Origin of the sequence: Streptacidiphilus carbonis, assembly GCF_000787775.1 — a bacterium.
Taxonomy (GTDB): domain Bacteria; phylum Actinomycetota; class Actinomycetes; order Streptomycetales; family Streptomycetaceae; genus Streptacidiphilus; species Streptacidiphilus carbonis.
On record NZ_BBPM01000059.1, the window covers coordinates 13,385 to 39,262 of the forward strand.

Here is a 25,878-nt window from a genome sequence, read left to right on the forward strand (position 1 = left end):
GGCCGGACTGCTGGCGGGCCGATACCTGCTGCTGGGCCTGATCAGGCTCTACCAGTGGACCATCAGCCCGTTGCTGGGACCGGTCTGCCGGTACCACCCCTCGTGCTCGCGGTACGGATTCGAGGCGATCAGGGTGCACGGCGCCGTCAAGGGCACGGCCCTGACCGCCTGGCGCATTCTGCGGTGCAATCCGTGGAGTGCCGGCGGCGTCGACTATGTTCCTGAGCGCAAGCATCCGGTCTGGCATCGGCGGATGCTCAACGTTCTGTCCCGAGACATCCCCGTCTCCCCTAAGAGCGACGACTTGGGACCCCACACCTCTAGCCGGGCCGATGTGCCGGCTCCCTCGACCAACGCCCAAGGAGCATGACCGTGGGGTTTCTCGACCCGATCCTCGGCCCGCTGTACACAGCCGTCTCGTGGATCATCGTCCAGTTCCATTCGCTGTACAGCCAGGTCTTCAATCCTGACGGCGGCTGGGCCTGGGGTCTGGCGATCGTCTCGCTGGTGATCCTGGTCCGCGCCTGCATGATCCCGCTGACGATCAAGCAGACCAAGTCGATGCGGGCGATGCAGGCCCTGCAGCCCCGGCTCAAGGTCATCCAGGACCGCTACAAGGGCGACCGGCAGAAGCTCGCCGAAGAGCAGATGAAGCTCTACAAGGAGGCGGGCGCCAACCCGGCCTCCAGCTGCCTTCCGCTGCTGATCCAGTCGCCGTTCTTCATGTCGCTGTACGGCGTGCTCAGCAATGTCGCGCACGGCAAGACCGTCGGCGTGATCAACCTGACGCTGCTGAACAGTGCCAAGCAGGCGCACATCTTCGGCGCCCCGCTGTCGGCCTCGTTCGTGCACTCGACACTCACCAGCGTCAAGGTCGTCACCGCGATCATGATCCTGACGATGTGCTTCACGCAGTTCCTGACCACGCGCCAGCTGATGACGAAGAACGTCGACCTCACGGTCAAGACGCCGTACATGCAGCAGCAGAAGATGATGATGTACGTCTTCCCCGTCATCTACATCTTCTTCGGCATCAACATGCCGGTCGGTGTGCTGATCTACATGGTCACCTCGAACCTGTGGACCCTGGGCCAGCAGCTGGTGATCATCCGGCAGAACCCGACGCCCGGCTCGGTGGCCTTCAAGCAGCGCCAGGAGCGGCTGAAGGCCGCGGGCAAGCTGAACGCCGACGGCACCCCGGTCAAGGCCGGTCTGGCCTCCCTGGTGAAGGGCGGCAGCGCCCCGGTCGAGGAGGCTCCTGAGGACGCCGCCCCGGTGCGCCGCCAGCAGCCGAAGCGGCAGACCAAGGCCCAGCGTCAGAGCGGCGGCGCCGCGGCCGGTGCCGCCGGTACGGCCCCGGCCGACGCCGTGGTCGAGGCCGCGGAGTCGACCGCCCAGGGCAGCAGCACGCCGGCGAAGAACGGCACCCCGAAGAGCACCGGGGCGCCGAAGCAGGCGCCCAAGCAGACGCCGAGCCAGACCCGCGGGCGGGCCAAGACCGGTGGCGGCGGTGGCGGTGGCACCGGGGCCGCGCAGAGCGGCGGCCAGAAGCGCACCAACCAGCCCGGCAAGCGCAACCCGCAGCCGGCGGGTCGGCCGAAGAAGAAGTCCTAAGCACGTCCTGGCGACGGCTTCCGCACTGATTTCCCAGTCAGCATCACAGAATCCAAAGGAGTCCACCCGTGACGGAAGGAACCGTGGCACCCGTCCCCAGCGACGAGCCGAAGAGTGCCGCGACAGTCACCGACGTGCTCGGCCACCTGGAGCAGGAGGGCGAGATCGCCGCGGACTACCTGGAGGCCCTTCTCGACATCGCGGACCTCGACGGTGACATCGACATGGATGTGGAGGGCGACCGCGCCTCCGTGTCGATCATCGGTGAGGCGCCCGGCGCGGACCGGTCGCTGCTGCGGCTGGTCGGCCAGGACGGTGAGGTGCTGGAGGCTCTGCAGGAGCTGACCCGGCTGGCGGTGCACCGGGAGACCGGGGAACGCAGCAGGCTGATGCTGGACATCGCGGGGTTCCGGGCGCGCAAGCGGGCGGAGCTGGCCGAGCTGGGCGCCCAGGCGGCCAAGGAGGCCAAGGAGAGCGGCACACCGGTGAAGCTCCGGGCGATGACGCCGTTCGAGCGCAAGGTCGTCCATGACGCCGTCGCGGCGGCCGGGCTGCGGAGCGAGTCGGAGGGCGAGGAGCCGCAGCGGCGCGTCGTGGTGCTGCCTGCTTAGTCGGACTGTTCCACACTGGGACAGGGTGATGTGAACGATGGACGGCCCCGTCTGCGACGTGCAGGCGGGGCCGTGCTGCCGCGGTGGTAAGGGAGAGGTTCGGCAATGTCGGAGGCGGACGGTCGGTTGGTGGCCGAGGAGTTCTCGCGGGAGCTTCCGGAGGCCCCCGCGGCGGCACGGGCGGTGTTCGGTGACCGCTTCGGGCTGGCGGTGCGCTACGCCGAGTTGCTGGCGGACGCCGGGGTGCGCCGCGGGCTGATCGGCCCGCGGGAGGTGCCGCGGCTGTGGGAGCGGCATGTGCTGAACTGCGCGGTGCTGGGCGAGCTGCTGCCGCAGGACGCGTCGCTGTGCGACGTGGGCTCGGGGGCCGGGCTGCCGGGTATCCCGGTGGCGCTGGCACGTCCCGATGTGCAGATCACCCTGCTGGAGCCGCTGCTGCGGCGGACCACCTTCCTGGAGGAGGTGGTGAAGGAGCTGGGTCTGGCCAATGTCACGGTGCTGCGCGGGCGGGCCGAGGAGATGGTCGGCAAGCTCGCGGTGGACGTGGTGACCGCGCGGGCGGTCGCCCCGCTGGACCGGCTGGCGGGCTGGGGACTCCCGCTGCTGCGACCCTTCGGGGAGATGCTGGCGCTCAAGGGCGACTCGGCCGGCCAGGAGCTCGTGGACCACAAGGGCGCGCTGGTGAAGCTGGGGGCCACCGAGTGGTCGGTGGGTGTGGCCGGCGAGGGTGTGGTGGAGACCCCGACGCATGTGGTGCGGGTCAAGGTCGGCGAGAGCCCCGGCGGTGTCCGGGCGGCGACCCGCAGGGCCAGAGCGGCCCGCAAGGGTGGCCGGGCCCCCGGGCAGGCGGCAGGTGGCGCAAGCCGCGGCGGCTCCCGTCGGCGGCGCTGACGCCTTTCTGATCGACTGGCAGAGCCCCCGTTTCACGTGAAACGTGAAACGGGGGCTCTCTTGGTCTCCAGGGTCCTCGGAGTGTCGTTCCGTCATATATTGCCCATAACGGGCATCGTGTTTCACGTGAAACGTCGCTCTCTGCTTCCCGGGATCCTGAGCCGCAGTCGTGGAGCCGCTCAGTTCAGTCGTCATTTGGGTGAAGATCGGCCATCAACGGGTCCAGAAGGACCACAACCCGCCCCCCGTGTCACTCGGCTGCGCGATGATTCCATCGACAGCCGTGACGGAGAGGGGGGCGATCCCTTGCCCAGCGAGACTCACACCGTAGAGGGGCCGCTTCCGGGGCCGCGGGCCCGGAGCGGACAGATCCGAAATGGACACATGGGGACCGCTGTTTCACGTGAAACAGCGGCGCATGAAACACTGACGCCCATGCATCCCATGCAGGAGTCGGAAGCCACGCCGCTGATTGACGACACACCCATCGGACGGGCTGCCCAGGCCGCCGTCGATGCGATGGGACGGGTCGGGGAGGCGCTGCCGCGCCCCGCGGCCACCCGGGTGATGGTGGTCGCGAACCAGAAGGGCGGGGTAGGGAAGACCACCACCACCGTCAATCTCGCGGCCTCGCTGGCGATGCACGGAGCCCGGGTGCTGGTGATCGACCTGGACCCGCAGGGCAACGCCTCCACGGCTCTGGGGATCGACCACCACGCCGAGGTTCCCTCCATCTATGACGTCCTGGTCGAGGGCAAGCCGCTCGCCGACGTGGTCCAGCCGGTGGTGGATGTGGAGGGGCTCTTCTGCTGCCCGGCCACCATCGACCTGGCCGGCGCGGAGATCGAGCTGGTCTCGCTGGTGGCCAGGGAGAGCCGACTACAGCGTGCGATCGAGGCCTATGAGCAGCCGCTGGACTATGTGCTGATCGACTGTCCGCCGTCGCTGGGGCTGCTGACGGTCAATGCCATGGTGGCCGGCCGCGAGGTACTGATCCCGATCCAGTGCGAGTACTACGCGCTGGAGGGGCTGGGCCAGCTGCTGCGCAATGTTGACCTGGTACGCGCGCACCTCAATCCCCATCTGCATGTGTCCACGATCCTGCTCACCATGTACGACGCCCGTACCCGACTGGCGTCGCAGGTCGCCGACGAGGTGCGCAGCCACTTCCAGGACGAGGTGCTGCGGACCAGCATCCCCCGGTCGGTGCGTGTGTCCGAGGCGCCGAGCTATGGGCAGACCGTGCTCACCTATGACCCCGGATCGACGGGGGCGCTCTCCTATCTGGAGGCCGCCAAGGAGATCGCGCTGCGCGGCGCCGAGAAGGACAGCAGGGCCGCGGACGAGCGCTTCGCCGCGACTCCGGGCAACCCGGGCGTATACCAGCAGCAGCCCCGCCGGATGGCTGAGCCGGAGAGCACAGGGCCGGGGAGCACAGGGCCGGGGAGCACAGGGTCGGGGAGCACAGGGTCGGGGAGCACAGGACAGCACGCCGCAGTACAGCAGCACGGCACGATGGAGGGGCAGCGGTGAGTGAACGTCGTAGAGGTCTGGGGCGCGGTCTCGGGGCACTGATCCCGGCGGCCAGTGGTCCGGAGAGCAGGCCGGCCCCCGCCGCGATCGGCGGTACCCGGTCGCCGGGCGAGGTGCCCTCGCTCAGTGCGGGAGCTGAGGCGGGTTCGGCCGGGGGCGGTGTCGGCACCCTGGAGCGCACCGCCGAGAGCGTTGTTTCACGTGAAACGGCGGCGGCCGCCGCGGCCGTCCCCGAGCTGCAGGCGGTGGAGGGCGCCTACTTCGCCGAGATTCCGCTGGACGCGATCACTCCCAACCCGCGCCAGCCGCGTGACATCTTCGACGAGGAAGCTCTGGAGGAGCTGGTCCACTCGATCCAGGAGGTGGGCCTGCTGCAGCCGGTGGTGGTCCGGCAGACCTCGCCGGACCGCTATGAGCTGATCATGGGCGAGCGCCGCTGGCGGGCGTCGCGCAAGGCCGGGCTGGAGGCCATTCCGGCGATCGTCCGGGCAACGGAGGACGAGAAGCTCCTCCTTGACGCCCTGTTGGAGAACCTGCACCGCTCGCAGCTCAACCCGTTGGAAGAGGCTGCCGCCTACGACCAGCTGTTGCGCGACTTCTCCTGCAGCCATGACGAGTTGGCCGACAGGATCGGGCGCTCCCGCCCGCAGGTGTCCAACACGCTGCGGCTGCTGAAGCTCTCGCCGCCGGTGCAGCGCCGGGTCGCCGCAGGGATCCTGTCCGCAGGGCATGCCCGGGCACTCCTGGCCCTGGACGATCCCGCCGAGCAGGACCGGCTGGCGCACCGCATCAACGCCGAGGGACTCTCGGTGCGTGCGGTGGAGGAGATCGTCAAGCTGATGTCGGAGGAGCGGCACCCCGAGCGCCGGGCGCGGGGCCCGAGGGCCGGCAAGCTGGTGTCCCCCGCACTCGCCAGTCTGGCGAGTCGGCTCTCCGACCGCTTCGACACCCGGGTGAAGGTCGAGCTCGGTCAGAAGCGCGGGAAGATCGTGGTGGAGTTCGCCTCGGTGGAGGATCTCGACCGGATCCTCGGCTCCTTCGCTCCCGGCGAGGGCCAGCTACTGAAGCAGGGGATGGACGGCGAGGCGGCCGAGTCAGAGGGCTGACCCGAACGGCAGAGACAGGGAAGGGCCTTCGTTCCAGGTGCTCCATTTCTGGAGGGAACGAAGGCCCTTCTTGTCGCCCCGAGTGGTGGCTACGATGGCGCCGAAGGTTCTCTCGGTACTGCGTTGAGCCCGTGGGAGGGGTCATGCGCGCACAAGGACGAGCGGTGCTGCTGACCGGAGAACTGGTGGCCGGGGCAGTCTGCGGCTTTGTCTCCACGATGATCCTGGACCGGTCCCGGCAGGGTGCTGCCGAGCGGGATGCGGCTCTATCGTGGAAGCAGGAGGCGGCGCGGGCGGCGGCCGCCGGGCCCGAAGGTGTGGTGCATGGGACGCAGGCTGGTACCGCTGACTCTCGACTCTCTCGCTGAACTCCCCCTCAGTTGCCGCTCCTGTGTCTTCTGGGAACTGGACCCGGTGAACGGGGAGGCGGCGATCAAAGCGGGGCAGGCGGAGCAGGAGAAGGAGTCCTGGATCTCGGCGGTGCTGCTGGAATGGGGATCCTGCGGCCGGGTCGCCTATGTCGACGATGTGCCGGTGGGGTTCGTGCTCTACGCGCCGGCCGCGTATGTCCCCCGGTCGCTGGCCTTTCCCACCAGTCCGGTCTCCCCCGACGCGGTGCAGTTGATGACATCCCGGATCCTGCCGGAGTTTCAGGGGCAGGGAATCGGACGGACTCTGGTACAGGCGGTGGCCAAGGATCTGGTGCGGCGCGGCTTCAAGGCCATCGAGGCGTTCGGCGACGCCAAGTGGACCGGGCCGAGCTGCGTGCTGCCGGCCGACCACCTGCTGGCCGTCGGCTTCAAGACGGTGCGGCCGCACCCGCGCTATCCGCGGCTGCGGCTGGAAGTCCGCTCTGCGATCTCCTGGAAGGGCGAGATGGAGGTCGCGCTGGAGCGGTTGCTCGGCGCGGTCCAGAAGGAGCCCTCACTGCGGCCGCTCTGATGTTTCACGTGAAACGGCTTCCCGGGGGCACCCCCCCTGGGAAGCCGCGCTGTTTCACGTGAAACAGCGGCGGGTCAGTTGCTGCGGATGTCGGCGGGGAGGTGCAGGACGCCGGTGGGGGCGTCCTCCTCCGGGGGGAGGTAGAGCCGCTGCACCGCCACCGCGATCGCCTCCACGGCCTGTGCGCGCACCTGGGGGGAGACCAGGCGCATGGCGTCCTCGGGGTTGGTCAGGTAGCCGAGCTCCAGGCGTACCGCGGCCATCCGGGTGGACCGCAGCAGGGTCCAGGTGCGGGCGTGGCTGCGGTTGTCGCCGAGACCGCAGCGGGCGACCAGCTCGCGCTGGAGCAGGCCGGCGAACTGCTTGCCGGTGTGGGACCAGCGGCCCCGGCTCTCGTCTCCGTAGTAGTAGCTGGAGGCGCCGGCGGCCCAGGGGTTGTGGTGCCCGTCCAGGTGGAGCGAGAGCATCAGATTGGCGTCGGTGGAGTTGGCGAAGCGGGCGCGCTGGGCCTCGTCGCCGCCGTTCTCGGCGTTGCGGGTGAGATAGGTGCGCACGCCCAGGGCGGTGAGCCTGCCCTCCAGCCGGGTGGCGACGTCCCAGACGATGGCGGCCTCGGTGTGGCCGTGGGCACTCACGCCCGGATCGTCGCCGCCGTGCCCGGGGTCGATGACGATGACCTTTCCCGGCAGGGACGCGCCGGAGCGCAGCAGCATCTCGGTCTCCCGCATCACGTGCGGTGCTCCGCCGACGACGGTCCGGGCCAGCCGGGCCAGCACGGTGAAGGTGGCGGGGCCCAGGGTGCCGTCGGGGTAGAGGCCCATATTGCGCTGGAACTCGCTGAGCGCCTGGGCGGTGGTGGCGCCGAAGATGCCGTCCACCTGCCCCGGGGTGAAGCCCATGTCCAGCAGCCGCTGCTGGAGCTGGGCGACATCGTCGCCGACCTGGGGGTTGCCGACGATGTGGTTGAGCACCCGGTCGCCCAGCTGCCAGCGGGCCTCGTTGAGGTGCCGGTAGGTCTCCGGCCCGACGATGCCGTCCGCGGTGAGTCCGCGCTGCTGCTGGAAGTAGCGCACGGCGGCGTCGACCAGCGAGTCGAACAGGGAGCTGGCGGAGGCCAGCGGACTGCCCACGGTGCTGTCCACGGCGGGCAGCAGCCCCAGCAGACCGAGCTTGAACCGGATCTCTGCCACTGCCGGTCCGCTGTCGCCGAGCTGCCAGTGGTAGGCGTGCGCTGGTTGCTGCTGGGTCATGACGCGAGGGTCCCCTCCTCATCGGATCCCATGATCGTACGCGCCGTCAGGGCCGCGTCGACGCCTGCCGTTGTGGTTGTTACGTGGGAGCTTGGGGGTCGCTCCTCGGAGAACTGTTTCACGTGAAACGTGCGGGAACATGCGAACGCCGGGACTGCCACGGGGTGGTGGCGGTCCCGGCGTTCGCAGTGCCGACTGCGGGCGACCTAGGCGAGGAACTCGGCGAGGTCGCGCACCAGCGCGCTCTTGGGCTTGGCGCCGACGATGGTCTTCACGACCTCGCCGCCCTGGTAGACGTTCATGGTGGGGATGGACAGGACGCCGTAGGTGGCGGGGACATTGGGGTTGGCGTCGATGTCCAACTTGGCGATGGTGATCTTGTCCGCGTATTCGGCGGCGATCTCCTCGAGCGCGGGGGCGACCTGGCGGCACGGGCCGCACCAGGTGGCCCAGAAGTCGACGAGCACGGGCTTGTCGCTCTTGAGCACCTCGGTCTCGAAGGTGTCGTCGGTCACGGTGATGGTGGCGCCGGCCACGGGGGCTCCTCGGGTGTGCGGGGGGTGACTGGGATGGTGAAGGGGGCGGCTCAGACCGCGACGGCCGCGGCGCTCTCGCTGTGCGCGCTCTCGGCGTGGGCCAGGGCGGCCAGGTATCGCTCGGCGTCCAGTGCGGCGGCGCAGCCGGTGCCGGCCGCGGTGATCGCCTGGCGGTAGGTGTGGTCGACGACGTCGCCGGCGCCGAAGACACCCTCCAGGTTGGTGCGGGTGGAGGGGGCCTGGACCCGCAGGTAGCCCTCGTCGTCCAGGTCGAGCTGGCCCTTGAAGAGCTCGGTGCGAGGGTCGTGGCCGACGGCGATGAACAGCCCGGTGACGGCCAGCTCGCGCAGCTCGCCGGTGACGGTGTCGCGCAGCGTCAGGCTGCTGAGCTTGGCGTCGCCGTGGATCTCGGCGACCTCGCTGTTCCAGGCGAAGCTGATCTTCGGGTCGGCGAAGGCGCGCTCCTGCATGGTCTTGCTGGCACGCAGCTCGCTGCGGCGGTGCACCACGGTGACCGACTTGGCGAAGCGCGACAGGAAGGTCGCCTCCTCCATGGCGGTGTCGCCGCCGCCGACCACGACGATGTCCTGGTCCCGGAAGAAGAACCCGTCGCAGGTCGCGCACCAGGAGACGCCGCGGCCGGACAGCTGGTCCTCGCGGGGCAGGCCGAGCTTGCGGTGCTGGGATCCGGTGGTGACGATGACGGCCTTGGCCCGGTGCACGGTGCCCTCGGAGTCGGTGACGGTCTTGATGTCGCCGCTGAGGTCCACCGCGATGATGTCGTCCGGGATCAGCTCGGCGCCGAAGCGCTCGGCCTGTCCGCGCATGTTGTCCATGAGCTCCGGGCCCATGATCCCGTCCTGGAAGCCGGGGAAGTTCTCCACCTCGGTCGTGTTCATCAGAGCGCCGCCGGCGGAAACCGCCCCTTCGAAGACCAGGGGCTTCAGCGAGGCACGTGCCGTGTAGAGCGCAGCCGTGTAGCCGGCCGGGCCGGAGCCGATGATGATCACGTTACGGACGTCGCTCACTGCACATCTCCTGAATCGCTTCGCAAGCCTGGGGCGGTCGAGTGGACGGGTCGCTGCCCACATCGCTCAACGGTTCCCCAGTGTCTCGCATTCCCGGGGCGCTCAGTCGCGCGGCACGGTGCTGTGCAGGAGGACCTGGCCGGGTTGGGACCCGGTGGCGGCGGTACAGGCTGAGGAGATCAGATAGACGTCCAGGGTCTGCTGGGGGTTCGTGGCGTCGGCGTAGACCAGAGCGAAGACCGGGGTGCCCCGGTAGCTGCCCTGGCCCGAGGTCAGGGGTCGGTCCCCGCTGCGGTCGGCGGCCTGGAGGACACACGCGGGGACGGTGGAGGCCGGAGTGGCCGCGGAGTGTTCGGTCGCGTTCGCTCCAGCGGCGGTCCTCGGCGTCCCCCCGCTCGGGGACGTGTGGCGCAGCAGCGCTTGTACCTGTTGGGTCAGCGCGGCGTCGGTGAAGTCGATGTACGCCTGGACTCCGGGCACAAGTCCTGCCGCGTTTCCGGGGCCCGCAGCGGTGGATGCGGCTCCATTGGAGCTGTGCGGCGTGTGGATCTGGAGCGCTGAGACGGTGACAACTCCGACGACGGCGAGCGCGGCCAGCCCCATGGCGGCCCGGCGTAGGATCCGGCGGCGGTTGCGGCCGGGACCGGTGCTCGCGGTGGAAGGCGCGGGCGGGCCCGAGGGGCCCGAGGGGCCTGCCGGGCCGTGGGCGGCGCCGGAGCGGCGCCCGGCGCCATGGGAGCTGCCGGCGGTCTGCAGCGGCGCTGTGGCCGTCTCAGGGGCTTCGGCGGGCTCGGCCGCTCCGTCGGGATCGTCGGCGTCAGGGGCTTGAGCGGGCTCGCCGGTCGCGGTCGGTGCGGTCGAGCTGAGCAGTGCCTCGGCGGCGAGGGCCGCGTCGATCCGGACAGCGATGTCGCCGGGAAGCGCGACCGGCGCGGCCTCGCCGAGCAGGGCCCGGATCTCCTCGATGGCCGCGTGGGTGTCCAGGCATTCGGGACAGCCCGCGAGGTGCTCGCCCAGTTCGGCCGCGGCCTCGTCGGGGAGCAGGTCCTCCAGGTAGTCGGCGATGGCCTCGACCGGGGGGTGGCCGGAGGAGTCCAGGCCGAACGGCGGGGTGGTCTGGCTCATGTCGGCTGCTCCCCTCCTGCGTCGGGTCGTCGATTGGCCAGTAGTGGGACGGTCGGTCCCTCGTTCGGGTTCCCTTCCCGTCCCGGTGGCGCGGTATCCCCGCCGGTGGGGGCGTGCGGAAGCACCGGACCATCTGTTTCACGTGAAACACCGGCGCCGTCCGCCGGGGGTTCCGGGGTCGTCCCCCGGGGGATCGGAGCCTGCGGGACGGGGCGGCGGAGGTGGGCGATCTGGGGGAGCAGCCGGGCCCGGGCGCGGGCGCAGCGGCTCTTGATCGTGCCGATCGGGATGTCGAGGATCCGGGCGGCCTCGGCGACCGGGTAGCCCTGGACGTCGACCAGGACGAGGGCGGCCCGTTGCTCCGGGGGGAGAGTGGCGAGGGCGGTGCCGAGTTCGCGGCGGAGCTCGCTGCGCTCCGCCGACACGTCGGCCCCCTCGCCGTGGCCCAGCAGGTCGTCCGGGGTGGTCTGCTCGTCGAGCGGGCGGGTGGGCCTGCTTGCGTTGCGGCGGACCCGGTCCAGGCAGGCGTTGACCACGATCCGGTGCAGCCAGGTGGTCACCGCCGAGCGCCCCTGGAAGGTGTGGGCGGCCCGGAAGGCGGAGACCAGGGCGTCCTGGAGGGCGTCGGCGGCTTCCTCGCGGTCGCCCAGGGTGCGCAGCGCCACCGCCCAGAGCCGGTCGCGATGGCGCTGGACCAGCTCGCCGAAGGCGTCGTGGTCTCCCGCGACGTGCCGTGCCAGCAGTTCGGCGTCGCTGACTTCCTGCGGCGTTCCGGCCACGGGCGTGCTTCCCCCCTCGGAGGCTGTCATCCGATGATCTGGATCTCCGAGATCCCGCCGCGGTACGCCGAGGAGTTTCCGGCCTCCGGCGGGAGGCTGGTGATGTGGATCAGAACGTAGCGGGTGCGCACCGGTGTGGCCAGCAGCGCGCTGTTGAAGGTGGTGGCGGCCGTGGTGGAGTTGGCGATCCGCTGGGTGAAGGCGGAGCTGGAGGAGGTGGGCTCGGAGGCGGCGTCGGCGGGGGCCGCCAGCACCTCCAGGGTCTGCCCGGCCACCGGCAGGACGAGCTTGACGCCGGAGACGCTCTGCACGCTGCCGAGGTCGACGATGATCCCGCTGCCGTCGGCGCGGCTGCCGAGGTTCCCGAAGTTCGGGTAGTGCTGGTACTCCGCGGTGATCCAGGAGGTGTTGTTCTTGCTGTCTATGGCCAGCGGCACCTGATCGGCCTGTATCGGCGCGCCGAGCGGGGAGAACTCGGTCGCCCCGGCGATCTTCAGCAACTGCTGCGTCGCGGTTGAGGGCTTGGGTGACGCGGAGGTGTGACCGCCGACCCCGGCGGTCACCGGGAGCTGGCTGCTGCCGGTGTCGGGCTTGTCCATCAGCGCCTGGGCCGTCCCCCAGCTGCCGAGGCCGACCGCCGCCAGCAGGACCAGGGAGATGCCCCATTTGAGTGCCTTCCCGGTGCGTCCGGGCAGGGCCGGCGGCGGGGGCGGCGGCATCGGTGCGCGCCTGGGCGGGAGCGGCACGGTGGGGCCCTGGTCGCGCTGCGGGTAGGCCACCGACCGGGCGGCCGGGTACTCGGGCAGCACCAGCGGCTCGGGCTCGGGCTGCTTGATCCTGGGCAGCTGGCCGATGGCCCTGGCCAGCTCCTGAGGGGACGTCAGCGGCTCCAGGTGCCGGGCCGGGGTCTCGCACAGGATCCGGGAGCACAGGTCGGACAGGCCGCGGTGGATGCCCGCCTTGACCTTCTCGGGCGGGACGACGCCGACGGTCCTGGGGATGCCCTGCAGTCCGTGGCGGTCCTCCGGGTAGGGCCAGCGGTGGGTGAGCGAGGCGAACAGCAGCGCGCCGATGGCCCGGGTGTCGTCCAACTCGGCCGCCGCCCGGTCCTCGGGCACGAGTCCGTGCAGCGCGGCCTCCATGGCCAGGCCGTTGATCCGGTACTGGCCGCTGTCGCTGCGCAGCACGCACGAGGGGGTGAGCCGCAGGTGTGACAGGCCCTTGCGGTGTGCGGCCGCGATGGCGTCGGTGACCTGACGGACCATCTGGTAGGCCTCGTAGGACTCCAGCGGCCCCTCGGCGAGCAGGGTGCCGAGATCGGTGGCGTCGGGGAGCCATTCGCGGATGATGTAGACCAACTCGCCGTCCTCGACCGCGTCGAGGACCTGGACGAAGCGCGGGTCGCCCAGCAGCGCCGCCTGCCGGGCGGCGGCGACGGCGTCCTTGGAGCGCTGGTGGCCGGAGGCGAGCAGGTGGATGCCGACCGCGCGGCGCAGCTTCTCGTCGACGGCGCGCCAACTGGTGAACACGCCCGCCTGGGTGAGGCATTCCTCCAGCCGGTAGCGGTCGGCGATGCGGTCGCCGCTGTGGCGCACCGGCGCGGGCAGCAGCGGGACCGGCCCGGCGGGTGCGGCCGCCTCAGGCGGCCGGAGGGCCCGGGTGGGTGCGGTGGTTTCGACGGCCCCGGCCGGTTCCTCGGCCCCGGCCGGTTCCTCGGACGCCGCGGCGTCCTTCACGGCCGCCGGGGTGATGGCCACGGTGGCGTCGTCAGTGGCGTCGTCGGCGGGGTCCTCGGTGTGGTCCTCGGCGGCGCCGCCGGCAGCGGCCGCTCCTTCGGTTTCGGGGCCTTCGGCCTGGTCGCCGTCCTCGGTCCGGTCGGCCGGGGCGTCGGGCACAGCGTGCTGCTGCCCGTCGGCGGGTGACCCCTCGTCAGCGCGGAGTTCGCCGGCGATCTCCTCCGCGGTGAGCTCGGCTGTCAGCTCCGCTGCGGGCTCCGCGGGACAGGCGTCCGCGCTGCTCTCCGCGATCGTCTCGACCGGAGCCTTGCTGCGATCCGCCACCGTCGTCCTGCCTCCCCTGTGCTGTGCCCTCGATCATTCCGGGCCGCGGTCAATTGTGCCAATGCCCGCTATCCGACTACGACCCACGATCCCCCTCGGAGGTTGCTCCGGGGAGGTCCCCTCTTCGCCAAATCGGGGTGAGTCGGTATCAGCGCCCCAGTTTGCTGCGCACCATGCCGATCAGACCGTTGAGTTCCTCGATGCGCATCCGCTGGGCGATCACGACGAACAGTCCGATCTGCAGTCCTGCGCCGACCACGAGGGCGGCGATGTCCGGGAGCAGGCCCTGGCCGAGGGAGTCCACGATCAGCGTGGAGACGGCGAAGCCGAGCACCGCCGGGAGGATGCTGGCGGCGATCAGCCGGCCGTAGGTGCGCTTGCACCGGGGGCCGTCCAGGTCGCCGATCCGGCGCTTCAGCCGGGGCAGCGCGACCAGCAGTCCGACCAAATAGGAGAAGCCGTAGGCGAAGGCCATGCCGGTCACCGCCCAGTCCGCCGGCAGGACCAGGTAGCAGAAGCCGGAGAGCAGGGCGTTGCTCGCGGCGACCCAGACCGTGTTGTAGAAGGGCGTCCTGGTGTCCTCGTAGGCGTAGAAGCCGCGCAGCAGCACGTACTGGGCCGAGTAGGGGATCAGGCCGAGCGCGAAGGCGGAGAGCATCCAGCCCACGGAGGTGCCCTGGGAGGAGTTGCCGAAGCCGTAGATCACCGAGCCGATGACCGGGCCCAGCGCCAGGAAGAGGAAGGCGCCCGGGACGATGGCCACCGCCGAGGTGCGCAGCCCGTAGGAGAGGTCGTCGCGGACGGCCGCGGCCCGGCCGTCCGCCGCCGCGCGGGAGATCCTGGGCAGCACGGCGCTCATCACCGACACGGTGATCACGGCCTGCGGGAGCTGCCAGATCAGCAGAGCGTTGGAGTAGGCGGACAGGCCCGCGCCGTTGCGGCCCGAGGCGTTGCCCGCCGCGGTGGCCAGCTGGGTGACCACCAGGTAGCCGGCCTGGTTGGCGAGCACGAACAGGAAGGTCCACTTGGCCAGCTTGGCGGCGTGGCCCAGGCCGTGGCCGCGCCAGTCGAAGCGCGGGCGGAACCTGAACCCGGCGGCCCGCAGGTAGGGGATCATCGACAGCGCCTGGACGGTGAGGCCGAGCAGGGTGCCGATACCCAGCAGCCGTGCGCCCTCGGGCGAGATGCTGTGCGGGGTGACTCCGGTCTTGTTGAACGACCCGTACACCCAGGCGTACATGCCGAAGGTGAAGATGACCACGACGTTGTTGAGCACCGGGGTCCACATCATGGCCCCGAAGCGGCCGCGGGCGTTGAGGATCTGACCCATCACCACGTGCACGCCCATGAAGAAGATGGTGGGCAGGCAGTAGCGGGCCAGCGCGACCGTCACATCGGCGCTCTGCGGGTCCCTCATGATCGAGGCGGAGACCAGCCGGACCAGCAGCGGTGCCGCCAGCACGGTGACGAACACCACACCGCCGAGCCCGACCACGATCAGGGTGAGCAGGCGGTTGGCGTAGGCCTCGCCGCCGTCCTCGTCGTTCTTCATGCTGCGGACCAGCTGCGGTACGAAGACGGCGTTCAGCGCGCCGCCGCCGACCAGGATGTAGAGCAGGGTCGGCAGGGTGTTGGCGACGTTGTAGGAGTCGCCCATGGCTCCCACGCCGATGGCGAAGGTGATGATCATGGTGCGGACGAAGCCGGTGCCCCGGGAGACCAGGGTGCCGGCCGCCATGATGGCGCTGGAGCCGAGGATCCCGCCGCCCCTGCCTGCGGGCTTCGCCTCCGCCGGGGCGGTGGGCGTCCCGGCGACGGCGCCCGGGGGCGGCGGTGCCATCGGGTTGAACCGCAGCAGCGGGATGGTGCCGGTCGCCTCGGCGTCTCCGCCGCCGGCCTCGCCGTACCAGCCGGGGGCGTAGGAGGCCTGGTCGCTCTCGCGGAAGAGGTAGGCGTAGGGGTCGCTGTCCTGCTTGCTGCGGGTGGCGTTGCTGAGCAGCTCGTCGACGCCGACCTCGGCGGCGGGCGGCTGGGCCGGCTGCGGCACGGACGGACCGTATCCCTGGGGGAAGCCCTGCGGCGTCTGGGCCGGCCCGAAGCCGGGCACGGTGGCCCCGTCCGGGACGCCGCCGCCGTACGGCTGCTGCGGGGGCGGGGGCTCCTGGTAGGGCTGTTGGTACGGCTGCTGGGGCTGCTGCGGGTACTGGGGAGCGGCGTAGCCGGGCTGCTGGTAGTTCTGCTCCTGGCTGTACTGCTCCTGGCTGTACTGCTGCTGGTACGCCTGCTCCTGGCTGTACTGCTCCGGGTAGGGCGGCTGCTGGTAGGGCTGCTCGTGGTAGGGCTGCTGGGGCTGGGCGTACTGCTGGGGCTGCTGCTGCGGCTGGGCGTACGGGTCCTGCGCGTACGGGTCCTGTCCGTACTGCTGGGCCTGCTGCGGATACTGCTGCTGCTGGTTCTGCGGGTACGGGTCCTGGGCGTACGGATCCTGCGCGTAGGGGTCCTGGCCGTACGGGTCCTGGGCGTAGGGGTCGCGCGCATAGGTCTCGTCCAGGTACGGGTCGGCGGCCTGGGGCTGCTGGTCCTGGCCGGGGGCGGCGGGGGGCGTACCTCGGTTGGGGCCGCGTCCATCGCGTCCCTGCTGGGTTCTGCCGTCACGCGCGGCGCTCATGCCACCTCTCCGGATCCTTGGACGGGGCGGCCGGGTGTCACCTGGCCGTCCATGGAGTCCACCCTCTCATCCGGCGGCCCAAAGCCAGTGCTTCACTCCCGTTCCCGGTGCAGTGTCCGCTCGTCCGACGTGCTGTTCCCGTCCTCGTCCCAGGCGTCGTCGTCCCGGGCGTCGTCGTCGCGCTCGGCGTCGGCGTCCTCGGCGTCGTCGCCCTCGGCCGCGCCGCCGTCTGCACCTTCCCCGCTCCTGGCGTGCTTACGCTTCGAGTACAGCCGGACACCCGCGAGCAGCACCAGCAGCACGCCGCCCGCCACCACGGCGATCACGCCGTTGCGCAGCTGCTTGATGTCGACGGTGAAGCTGACCGGGTTGCCGTAGGGCTTCTGGTCGGCCGTGGTGTACAGCTGGGCGGTCATCTCGACCTGCCCGTTGGCGGTGGCCGTCACCGGGAATCTGAGGGTCTCCACGGTGTCGCCGTTGGCCCGCACCGCCATGAGCTTGAAGTTGGGGCTGCTCTTGTCCAGGCTGAGCCGGGTCGGGCTGGAGGAGGTGAGTTCCACCTCCAGGTTGAGCACCGGCTGCGGCAGGTCGTTCTGGACCGTGATCGGGATGGTGGCGGAGCCGCTGCCGGACAGGGTGATCGAGTTGTTCGGCTTGTGCAGGATCGAGACCGCGTCATGCAGGTTGTCGAGGTACTCGGTGGCGTTCTCCCGGTAGGCCGTCCCCTGGTCCGACTGGTCGCGCCACTGGGTGGACACCGACCGCAGCACCGCGGAGCTGAAGGCGGTGCGGATCGGCGCCGGGTTCGACATGATCTTGCCGAGCTCGGCCAAATTGTCCTGAGTGCTCGTCACCGCGGTCAGGTCGCCGCTGCTCAGCTCGGTCTTCCTGGCGGCGGACGGGTAGTCGGAGACCGACGGCACGATGGTGCCGGCGTGCGGGGTCGGGGTCGCCGACGCCACCTCGCCGTAGCCGGCGGCCTTGGCCCACTTGGCGGTCACCGCCGCCGCCAGCGAGTTGGCCAGCGTCTGCGCGGTGCTCGCCACCATGTCGCGCGGCGGCATGACCAGGATGCTGCGCTGGTCGTTCGGCCGTTCCAGGGTGATCGCCAGGGTCTCGGCGAGGAAGCGCTGCTCGGCCATGGTCTGGGCGCTCTGGGTGGACAGGTTGCCGGCGAAGATGTCGTCGATGGTGGAGTCGGCGACCACAGCCGTGGTCCCGTTGCCCAGCGACCGGGCGGCATTGGGGGTGTAGGTCAGGCTGCGGGAGTCCGGCAGGCTGCTGCTGTCGGTGATGATCTGGGTGCTGCCGATGCTGCGGGCCAGCGAGACCACCGAGCTGTCGATGTACCCCTGGTACGGCCAGGCGACCGTACGGGAGGCGCTGACCTGCAGCGGGTTCAGGCCGACCTGTCCCAGGTCGCTGGTGGCGACTTTCAGCGCGTCCTTGAGCGACTGCGAGCCCGAGCCGTTGTGGGCGATGGAGGCCAGGTCGGGGTCACCGGCGGGCAGCGAGAGCACCTGCTGGCTGCTGAGGCCGGAGAGGGTCTGCTGCATGTCGGCGAGCCAGGTCTTGGCCGCGGCCGAGCCGCTGCCGGCCGTGGTGCACTTGCAGGCGGTGGTGGCGCCCTTGGCGTCACCACCCGAGCCGGCCACCTGGTAGGCCGACTCCATGTCCAGCACGCTGGTGATCAGGTCCGGGTCGATCACCCAGGTCGGCTTCAGGGCGGCGATGCTGGCGCCGCGGGACTGCAGCTGACCCAGTCGGCCGTCCGTGCCCAGGTCGTCGGCCAGGGTGTCGTCGCTGAGCACGGCCTGGTCGGAGGCCTTGGAGTCGCTGTAGGTCTGCGGCTGCACCCGGGGCGCGGCCACCACCGGCCACAGTGTGGCGATCTTCGTGGGCTGGGCGCCGCTGCCGGGGTCGTACAGCGGCAGGAAGGTGCGGGCGACGCCCAGCGGGTGCACCGAGGAGCCGGAGACGCTGCCCTGGGCGTCCACCGCCAGCTCGTACACATGGCCGGCGCTGAGGCCCAGATCACTGATCTTCACGGCGATGGTGAACGGGGCGCTGGTCGCGCCGGGCGCCAGGGTGCCCAGGCCCGGCTGCAGACCGCTCTTGTCCAGCTCGGCCGGGTCCTGGTCGTTGGGCCCGGTGAGCGCGGCCACCGCGGAGATCTCCGAACGGCTCGTCAGCGGCTGGGTGTCCGCCCACACCCCCACGTGCAGGGAGCTGATCGAGGTGCTGCCCTTGTTGGTGACCGTGCCCGTCAGCGTGACCGTGTTGGTCACCGAGGGCGTCTGCGGGGTGATCGTGTCCAGGGTCACCACGGCCTGGCCGCCGCCGCCGCTCGCCTCGGGGGCCTTGCTGGTGGCGGACGCGTCGACGGCCCCGGTGCCGAGGGCGTGGACGTCGCCGACGGTGTAGCGGGTCTGCGCCGCGAAGGCGGCGGCGGGGGCCAGCGTGGTGCCGGTGCCCAGCACCAGCCCCGAGGCCAGTGCCACCGCGCCGGCCCGGCGTGCGCCCCGAAGTCGTGCCCCGCCGCGGCCCGTGCCCCTGCGCGGCCCGGAGCCGCGTCCCGCCTGCCGTGCCGCCACGTCCACGCGCCCTCGCCGTTCTCGTCGCTTACGGTGTCTCGGCCGCTGCCGCCACTGCCCGATCCCGGGATGCCACCCAGCCCCCGGCATCGTAACGACGTTGCCTGGCAACGGGTGCAGCAGGATCGTCCGGGCGAGCCCGGATGGCCGCACGCCTTCCTACGAGCTATAACGAGGCGCGGCCGGTGCGTCACGGCACGTACTCTTGTCTGTCGTGCCGTACGACAATGATCCCAGCGATTTCCCCCCGAACTCCTCCGCCGCCGCGCTCAGCGAGGTCCAGCTCACCGCCGTCAGCGGGGTACTGGGCGCCTATCCGGTCGCCGAGGAGCTGGGCCGCCGTTTCCAGCAGGCCGGTTTCCGCCTTGCGCTGGTCGGCGGCTCCGTGCGGGACGCGCTGCTGGGCCGGCTCGGCAACGACCTGGACTTCACCACCGACGCCCGCCCGGAGCAGATCCTGGCGCTGCTGAAGCCGTGGGCGGACGCGATCTGGGACGTCGGCATCGCCTTCGGCACCGTGGGCGCCCGCAAGAAGGCCAGGCCCACGGCCGACCCGGAGCACGGCGAGCTGTTCGACTTCCAGATCGAGATCACCACCTACCGCTCCGAGGCCTACGACCGGGACTCGCGCAAGCCGGAGGTCTCCTACGGCGACACCATCGAGGAGGACCTGGTGCGCCGGGACTTCACGGTGAACGCCATGGCGGTGGCGCTGCCCGAGGTCGCCTTCATCGATCCGCACCACGGTCTCCAGGACCTGGCGGCGAAGGTGCTGCGCACCCCGGGCACCCCGGAGGCGTCCTTCTCGGACGACCCGCTGCGGATGCTGCGGGCGGCCCGCTTCGCCGCGCAGCTGGACTTCGGGGTCGCCCCCGAGGTCGTCACCGCGATGACGGGGATGGCGGAGCGGATCGACATTGTCTCCGCCGAGCGGATCCAGGCCGAGCTCAACAAGCTGCTGCTGTCCGAGCACCCGCGCAAGGGCCTGCTGCTGCTGGTCGACACCGGGCTGGCGGCGCGGGTGCTGCCGGAGCTGCCGGCGCTGCAGCTGGAGCGCGACGAGCACCACCGCCACAAGGACGTCTACGACCACTCGCTGACGGTGCTGGAGCAGGCGATCGCCCTGGAGGACCAGGGCCCGGACCTGACGCTGCGTCTGGCCGCGCTGCTGCACGACATCGGCAAGCCGCGCACCCGGCGCTTCGAGGACGGCGGCGGGGTCTCCTTCCACCACCACGAGCTGGTCGGCGCGAAGATGACCAAGAAGCGGCTGCGCGACCTCAAGTACTCCAACGAGCTGATCGCCGACGTGTCCCGGCTGGTGGAGCTGCACCTGCGGTTCCACGGGTACGGCAGCGGCGAGTGGACCGACTCGGCGGTGCGCCGCTATGTGCGCGACGCGGGGCCGCTGCTCTCGCGGCTGCACAAGCTGACCCGCTCCGACTGCACCACCCGCAACAAGAAGAAGGCCGCCGCCCTCTCGCGCTCCTACGACGGCCTGGAGCAGCGCATCGCCGAACTCCAGGAGCAGGAGGAGCTGGACGCGATCCGGCCCGACCTCAACGGCCACCAGATCATGGCGATCCTGGGCGTGAAGGGCCGGGACGTGGGCGCCGCCTACGACTTCCTGCTGGAGCTGCGGCTGGAGCACGGTCCGCTGGGGCCGGAGGCGGCCGAGGCGGCGCTGCGGGAATGGTGGGCCGGCCGCGAGTAGTAGGGGTTTTCCTTTTCGCCGCGAATAAAAATTGATACCAACAACGAATGCATCGCCCATAATCCAGGATTCATGGGCGATGTAACTGTCCTGCCTGATTCTCGTTACTCCATTTCGGGGAGGCGCTGAACCTCCCGGAATCGGAGGGAATGCGATGACAGGCGATCAGGTCCTGCTGGAATCACGGACCATGCGCGCCGCCCTCGCCGGACGGATCGAGGCCCTGGAACGGGTCAAACCGCTGGGAGCACTGACCCTTCCCAATGGGCTGCACCTGCTCACGGAGGCCGTCGCCGACTATTTCGCCGTGCCGACCAGAGCGGTCCACTCGCTGGTGCTGGACCACCGCGAGGAATTGGAGGCGTACGGCTACCAGGTGCTGACCGGGGCGCGGCTGACGGCGTTCAAGAATGCCAGCGGAATCCAGTCCAGGGCGCGGCAGCTGGCGCTGTTCAACCGGCGTACCGTGCTCTGCGCCGCGATGCTGCTCAGGGAGAGCGACATCGCCCGGCAGGTGCGTTCGCGGCTGCTGGACCTGGAGGCGGGGGCGCGGTTCCTGCCGGTGGACAATCCGCTGCGGGAGCGGTCCGGCGGCCCGGAGCCGGACCCGGTGGAGGTCGCCTCCACGGCGCTGCGCTCGGTGATCGGCAGCACCGTGGTGCCGCTGCTGAACGCGCTGCTGGAGCAGGCCGGGACGCAGGAGCTGACGCTGGGCGAGGTCCGCTGCCGGCTGGAGCAGCTGGAGCTGCTGATCGTGGACGGGGACGGCTCCGGCGTGCCGGGGCCCCGCCGGTTCCACCTGGTGCACGGGGTGGAACCGGCCGGGCCCGCCGACGGCGACCAGCAGTGAGCCGCGGGATCCGTCCGATTCCTCAGCTGGAGGCGGCGCCCGCGAGCAGGATCACGAAGATCAGTAGCACCAGGCCGCCGGGGACCAGCAGGCCCAGCGCCTGGGGCCGCTTGAACAGCGGCTCGCCCGGGTTCAGCTGCTGGCCGCCGGGCGCGGGGACGGCCTCCGGCAGCGCCTTGACCTTGTTGAAGCCGATGGCGTTGCGGATCAGCGCGATGCAGCTGAACAGCCAGGAGCTGTAGCCCCACCAGCCGCGGACCATGGTCTTCGCGGACATGTCCCGCATCACCGCGGTGCCGCAGGTGCGGCAGAACGGGCCGCGGGACTTCAGGAACTGCATGACCAGGATCATGCCCTTGTGGCCGTGGAAGGTCACGTTCGCGGCCGGGAAGCCGCCGCAGACGCGGCAGGTCGGGGCGTTGGGGTCGTACTGCTGCGGGGCCTGCCCCGGACCGGGGCCGCCGTAGGGAGACGGCTGGGGCGGCTGCGGCTGGGGGTAGCCCTGCTGCTGCGGCGGGGCGAATCCCTGCTGGGGCGCCGGCGGGTAGCCCTGCGCGGGCGGCGGCGGGTAGCCCTGCGCGGGCGGCGCGTAGCCCTGGGGCGGCGGGGCGTAACCCTGGGGCGGCGCGTAGCCCTGCTGCGGCGGGGGCGCGTAGCCCTGCGGGGGCGGCGGGGCGTAGCCCTGCTGCGGGGGCACGGCGCCGCCGTAGGGGTTGGGCTGCTGGGGCGCCTGCGGCGGCTGCGGGGCGTAGGGGTTGCCCGGCTTCGCGTAGGGGTTGCCCGGCATGGGCGGAGGCGGGGTGGCCATGTGGATCCTCTGCGGAGGGAGGGTTGACGGGTACGGGAGGAACGTTGGCACGCTATCCGTCCGGGGGAGCCCGCGGGGCGGACTCCTGGTCATCTGTCAGAAGGTACCGGTGGGCACAGCGGTGGAGTGAGGGGCGGTCTGTGGCGGAGTGTCAGCCCGTAGCCGACGGCGGTGGCGGCGTAGAGGGCGGCGGAGCCGAGCACCAGCGCCACCGAGCGGCCGCTCGGTGACATCACCACGGCTGCGACGGCGGCGGCCGCCACCAGCGACGCGTTGAACAGCACGTCGTAGACGGCGAAGACCCGGCCCCGGTAGTCGTCCTCCACCGAGGTCTGCACCACGGTGTCCGTGCTGATCTTGATGCCCTGGGAGACCAGGCCCAGCAGGAAGGCGGCGGTGATGATGGGCACGGGAGCGAAGGACAGGCCCAGCGCCGGGGTGAGCACCGCGGCCATGGCCGCGCAGGCGACCAGCCACCCGGACACCCCGATCCGCCGGGTGGCCACCGGGGTCAACAGCGCGGCGGCGAAGAAGCCGGCCGCGGAGGCGGCCAGCGCCAGGCCCAGCCAGCGGATGCCGGCCGCCTGGTCGTCGGGGGCGGCGAAGGTGTTGCGGCACAGCATCAGCAGCAGCACCAGCAGCAGTCCGTAGCAGAACCGGCAGACGGTGACGGCGCCCAGCGCCCACGCCGCCGGACGGCAGTCGTGGACCAGGTGGCGCAGCCCGGCGAGCAGTCCGCGTCCGGTGGCCGCGACCACGGTCAGCAGCGGCTCCCGGGCCCGGCCGGCCCGCTCCGACAGGTCGGGTCCCAGCAGGTCGGGTCCCATGGTGGCGGCGGCCATGGCGGCGCTGCCGTAGCCCAGCGCCGCCAGCACCAGCAGGGCGGCGTTGGCCTCCGGGCCGCCCGGCAGCACCAGCCGCACCAGGAATCCCGATCCGCCGCCGACGGTGCTGGCGATGGTGCCCAGGGTGGGCGCGATGGCATTGGCCCCGATCAGCAGGGCGGCCGGGACGACCTGCGGCAGCGCGGCGGACAGGCCCGCCAGCACGAACCGGTTGGCGCCGGTGACCAGCAGCGCGGCTCCGAAGAACACCGGGGTGGGCACCCGCATCAGCACCAGGGCCGCGGTGCCCAGGCAGAGCAGCAGCCGGACCAGGTTGCCGTAGAGCAGGATCTGCCGCCGGCGCCAGCGGTCCAGCAGCGGTCCGGCGAAGGGGCCGATGACGCAGAACGGCAGCAGCATCACCGCGAAGGCGGAGGCGATGGCGCCGGGGGTGGGCTGGCGCTCCGGCGAGAAGACGACATAGGACGCCAGCGACACCTGGAAGACGCCGTCGGTGAGCTGGGAGAGCAGCCGGGTGCGCAGCAGGCGGCGGAAGTCGGGCAGTCGCAGCAGGGCCGCGGCGCGGCCCTGGGGGGCGGGCGCACCGCGGGTGATCGACACGTGCACAGCGTGCCACGCCGCAGCGGAGATGTGCATGCCCAAACGCCAGCGGGCGACCCCGTGTCACCTGTTTCACGTTTCACGTGAAACAGGTGACCAGGAGCCGCCCATAACGGAGTTGTCGGACCTCAGCGCCGGTCGTTCAGCGCTCGACCTCGCCGCGGATGAACTTCTCGACGTTGTCGCGGGCCTCGTCGTCGAAGTACTGGACCGGCGGGCTCTTCATCAGGTAGCTGGACGCCGACAGGATGGGTCCGCCGATGCCGCGGTCCTTGGCGATCTTCGCCGCGCGCACCGCATCGATGATCACACCGGCCGAGTTCGGGGAGTCCCACACCTCGAGCTTGTACTCCAGGTTCAGCGGGACGTCGCCGAAGGCGCGGCCCTCGAGGCGCACGTACGCCCACTTGCGGTCGTCCAGCCAGGCCACGTAGTCGGACGGGCCGATGTGGACGTTCTTGGCGCCCAGGTCGCGGTCCACGATCTGCGAGGTGACGGCCTGGGTCTTGGAGATCTTCTTGGACTCCAGCCGGTCGCGCTCCAGCATGTTCTTGAAGTCCATGTTGCCGCCGACGTTCAGCTGCATGGTGCGCTCCAGCAGGACACCGCGGTCCTCGAAGAGCTTCGCCATCACGCGGTGCGTGATCGTCGCGCCGACCTGCGACTTGATGTCGTCGCCGACGATCGGGACACCGGCCTCGGTGAACTTGTCGGCCCACTCCTTGGTGCCGGCGATGAAGACCGGGAGGGCGTTGACGAAGGCGACCTTGGCGTCGATGGCGCACTGGGCGTAGTGCTTCGCCGCGACCTCGGAACCGACCGGCAGGTAGCAGACCAGTACGTCGACCTGGCGGTCCTTCAGGACCTGGACGACGTCGACCGGCTCCTCCGAGGACTCCTCGATGGTCTCGCGGTAGTACTTGCCCAGGCCGTCGTTGGTCGGGCCGCGCAGGACCTGGACGCCAGTGGTCGGCACGTCGCAGATCTTGATGGTGTTGTTCTCGCTGGCGCCGATGGCGTCCGCGAGGTCCAGGCCGACCTTCTTGGCGTCGACGTCGAACGCGGCGACGAACTCGACGTCGCGGACGTGGTAGTCACCGAACTGCACGTGCATGAGGCCGGGCACGCGGCTGTTCGGGTCGGCGTCCTTGTAGTACTCGACGCCCTGGACAAGCGAGGCGGCGCAGTTGCCCACACCTACGATGGCTACGCGAACCGAACTCATTTCGGCTGCTCCCTGTTGTGATCGATTTGGGCTGATATGCCCACCTGGAAAAGATGGTTCAGTGCGGTACTTCGGCGGTACATGCAGTGCCACTCGTCAACCCGGTCCGCTCCGGGGTCAGCGCTCCTCTGGGGAGTGCGCCGGGCGGTCGGGGGGCGGTGCGGCATTGCCTGCCGGCCGTTCCCTGCCGTCCGAAATCTGTGGGGCCACGCCGCCGTTGCGGTTGGCGCGCTCGGTCTCGATGAGCTCGTTGAGCCAGCGGACCTCGCGCTCCACCGACTCCAGGCCGTGGCGCTGGAGTTCGAGCGTGTAGCCGTCGAGCCGCTCCCGGGTGCGCGCCAGCGAGGTGCGCATCCGCTCCATCCGCTCCTCCAGGCGGCTGCGGCGGCCCTCCAGGACCCGCATCCGCACCGCTCGGTCGGTCTGACCGAAGAAGGCGAAATGGACGCCGAAGTGCTCGTCCTCCCAGGCGTCGGGACCGGAGTCGGCGAGCAGCTCCTCGAAGCGCTGCTTGCCCTCCGGGGTCAGCCGGTAGACGATCTTCGACCGCTTGCCGTTGAGGGCGGTGGCCGGGATGTACTCGGTGCCGGGGTTGTCCTCGACCAGGAATCCCTGGGCGACGAGCCCCTTCAGGCACGGGTAGAGCGTGCCGTAGGAGAAGGCACGGAAGGAACCAAGCAGCACGTTCAGGCGTTTGCGCAGTTCGTAGCCGTGCATCGGGGCGTCGTGCAGCAGCCCGAGGACGGCGAACTCAAGGATGCCGGAGCGCCTGCTCACGCTGTCCTCACCTCTCCGTCGCTGCCGCTATGCCGACCCGATGTATCGAGTCGATACATCGAGACGATAGGCCGCGAGCGCCGTTCGGGCAAGAGGCGACTCGGTGAAGGTGATCACAGCGGCTTCCGGACGGCCCGTGAGTAGCGCCTCCCACGGTGCGTCGAAGGTGGGGAAGGACTGGGGCTTTCGTAAGTATCTGCGGGTGGTTTGCACCGATTGACGTGGAGTGCCCGTTTATCCACCTTGAACGGCTGCGTACTCTGTCGCCTATGCAGAAAGCCGGTAACCGAAGTGACGCCAGGGGCGCGGCTGCTCCTGGCGC

The 25,878-nt window shown here is 70.7% G+C and carries 20 protein-coding genes and 1 pseudogene; 9 read left to right on the forward strand and 12 right to left on the reverse strand.

From position 1 onward, the window contains the following. The first annotated feature begins 10 nt into the window (after positions 1-10). The 7 genes and pseudogenes from yidD to TR46_RS31125 all read left to right on the forward strand — a co-directional run bounded on the left by yidD (position 11) and on the right by TR46_RS31125 (position 6,697). Positions 11-370, forward strand: a complete 360-nt coding sequence (gene yidD / locus TR46_RS31095) for a membrane protein insertion efficiency factor YidD (RefSeq protein ID WP_042408293.1) — start codon at positions 11-13, stop codon at positions 368-370. Further along, the gene (gene yidC, locus TR46_RS31100) at positions 367-1,614 is read left to right on the forward strand and encodes a membrane protein insertase YidC (protein ID WP_042408260.1); all 1,248 of its coding nucleotides are present in this window, start codon (positions 367-369) and stop codon (positions 1,612-1,614) included. The genes yidD and yidC overlap by 4 nt, the downstream gene beginning before the upstream one ends. Positions 1,615-1,682: 68 nt before the next feature. Further along, positions 1,683-2,225: a Jag family protein gene (locus TR46_RS31105; RefSeq protein ID WP_042408263.1), complete on the forward strand. Its 543-nt coding sequence runs from the start codon at positions 1,683-1,685 to the stop codon at positions 2,223-2,225. 105 nt (positions 2,226-2,330) lie between these two features. Continuing rightward, positions 2,331-3,116, forward strand: coding sequence for a 16S rRNA (guanine(527)-N(7))-methyltransferase RsmG (gene rsmG / locus TR46_RS31110; RefSeq protein ID WP_042408266.1), 786 nt, complete (start codon positions 2,331-2,333; stop codon positions 3,114-3,116). Between the two features lie 471 nt (positions 3,117-3,587). Next, positions 3,588-4,434, forward strand: a pseudogene (locus tag TR46_RS31115) (ParA family protein); the annotation flags it as partial. A 211-nt stretch (positions 4,435-4,645) separates the two neighbouring features. Next, complete coding sequence (locus TR46_RS31120) at positions 4,646-5,755, forward strand: ParB/RepB/Spo0J family partition protein (RefSeq protein ID WP_052433243.1); 1,110 nt, start codon at positions 4,646-4,648, stop codon at positions 5,753-5,755. A gap of 324 nt (positions 5,756-6,079) precedes the next feature. Beyond that, positions 6,080-6,697: a GNAT family N-acetyltransferase gene (locus TR46_RS31125; RefSeq protein WP_042408268.1), complete on the forward strand. Its 618-nt coding sequence runs from the start codon at positions 6,080-6,082 to the stop codon at positions 6,695-6,697. A 74-nt stretch (positions 6,698-6,771) separates the two neighbouring features. Here TR46_RS31125 and TR46_RS31130 read toward each other — a convergent pair whose 3' ends face one another. The 8 genes from TR46_RS31130 to TR46_RS42760 form a co-directional block, all read right to left on the reverse strand. Next, complete coding sequence (locus tag TR46_RS31130; protein ID WP_042408270.1) at positions 6,772-7,947, reverse strand: N-acetylmuramoyl-L-alanine amidase; 1,176 nt, start codon at positions 7,945-7,947, stop codon at positions 6,772-6,774. 206 nt (positions 7,948-8,153) lie between these two features. Then, positions 8,154-8,483 carry a thioredoxin gene (gene trxA, locus TR46_RS31135; protein WP_042408273.1) on the reverse strand — a complete coding sequence of 110 codons (330 nt, stop codon included), beginning with the start codon at positions 8,481-8,483 and terminating at the stop codon, positions 8,154-8,156. A gap of 50 nt (positions 8,484-8,533) precedes the next feature. After that, complete coding sequence (gene trxB, locus TR46_RS31140; RefSeq protein ID WP_042408276.1) at positions 8,534-9,511, reverse strand: thioredoxin-disulfide reductase; 978 nt, start codon at positions 9,509-9,511, stop codon at positions 8,534-8,536. Positions 9,512-9,613: 102 nt separating this feature from the next. After that, positions 9,614-10,636, reverse strand: coding sequence for an RsmA family anti-sigma factor (locus TR46_RS31145; RefSeq protein ID WP_042408279.1), 1,023 nt, complete (start codon positions 10,634-10,636; stop codon positions 9,614-9,616). After that, positions 10,633-11,445: an RNA polymerase sigma factor SigM gene (gene sigM, locus TR46_RS31150; RefSeq protein WP_084719095.1), complete on the reverse strand. Its 813-nt coding sequence runs from the start codon at positions 11,443-11,445 to the stop codon at positions 10,633-10,635. Before sigM ends, TR46_RS31145 begins: the two co-directional genes overlap by 4 nt. Then, a complete protein-coding gene (locus tag TR46_RS42755; RefSeq protein WP_161790234.1) occupies positions 11,442-13,475 on the reverse strand; it encodes a protein kinase family protein in 2,034 nt (677 codons plus the stop codon). The genes sigM and TR46_RS42755 overlap by 4 nt, the downstream gene beginning before the upstream one ends. A gap of 148 nt (positions 13,476-13,623) precedes the next feature. Continuing rightward, a complete protein-coding gene (gene murJ, locus TR46_RS31160) occupies positions 13,624-16,143 on the reverse strand; it encodes a murein biosynthesis integral membrane protein MurJ (RefSeq protein WP_042408281.1) in 2,520 nt (839 codons plus the stop codon). 92 nt (positions 16,144-16,235) lie between these two features. After that, positions 16,236-18,737 (reverse strand): DUF6049 family protein, encoded by a 2,502-nt coding sequence (locus TR46_RS42760; protein ID WP_161790235.1) that lies wholly within the window; start codon positions 18,735-18,737, stop codon positions 16,236-16,238. A gap of 304 nt (positions 18,738-19,041) precedes the next feature. Between TR46_RS42760 and TR46_RS31170 the strand changes: the two genes are divergently transcribed. Beyond that, positions 19,042-20,451, forward strand: a complete 1,410-nt coding sequence (locus tag TR46_RS31170; RefSeq protein WP_042408308.1) for a CCA tRNA nucleotidyltransferase — start codon at positions 19,042-19,044, stop codon at positions 20,449-20,451. A gap of 154 nt (positions 20,452-20,605) precedes the next feature. Further along, positions 20,606-21,301, forward strand: coding sequence for a hypothetical protein (locus TR46_RS31175; RefSeq protein WP_052433245.1), 696 nt, complete (start codon positions 20,606-20,608; stop codon positions 21,299-21,301). Positions 21,302-21,323: 22 nt separating this feature from the next. On the opposite strand, the gene TR46_RS43295 is transcribed toward TR46_RS31175, so the two are convergent. The 4 genes from TR46_RS43295 to TR46_RS31195 form a co-directional block, all read right to left on the reverse strand. Next, the gene (locus TR46_RS43295) at positions 21,324-22,109 is read right to left on the reverse strand and encodes a toxin-antitoxin system, toxin component (protein ID WP_152626787.1); all 786 of its coding nucleotides are present in this window, start codon (positions 22,107-22,109) and stop codon (positions 21,324-21,326) included. A gap of 89 nt (positions 22,110-22,198) precedes the next feature. Beyond that, positions 22,199-23,554 carry an MFS transporter gene (locus TR46_RS31185; protein WP_236655598.1) on the reverse strand — a complete coding sequence of 452 codons (1,356 nt, stop codon included), beginning with the start codon at positions 23,552-23,554 and terminating at the stop codon, positions 22,199-22,201. Positions 23,555-23,696: 142 nt separating this feature from the next. After that, positions 23,697-24,779: an inositol-3-phosphate synthase gene (locus TR46_RS31190; protein ID WP_042408283.1), complete on the reverse strand. Its 1,083-nt coding sequence runs from the start codon at positions 24,777-24,779 to the stop codon at positions 23,697-23,699. Between the two features lie 117 nt (positions 24,780-24,896). Beyond that, a complete protein-coding gene (locus TR46_RS31195; RefSeq protein ID WP_042408285.1) occupies positions 24,897-25,556 on the reverse strand; it encodes a PadR family transcriptional regulator in 660 nt (219 codons plus the stop codon). Between the last annotated feature and the right edge of the window lie 322 nt (positions 25,557-25,878).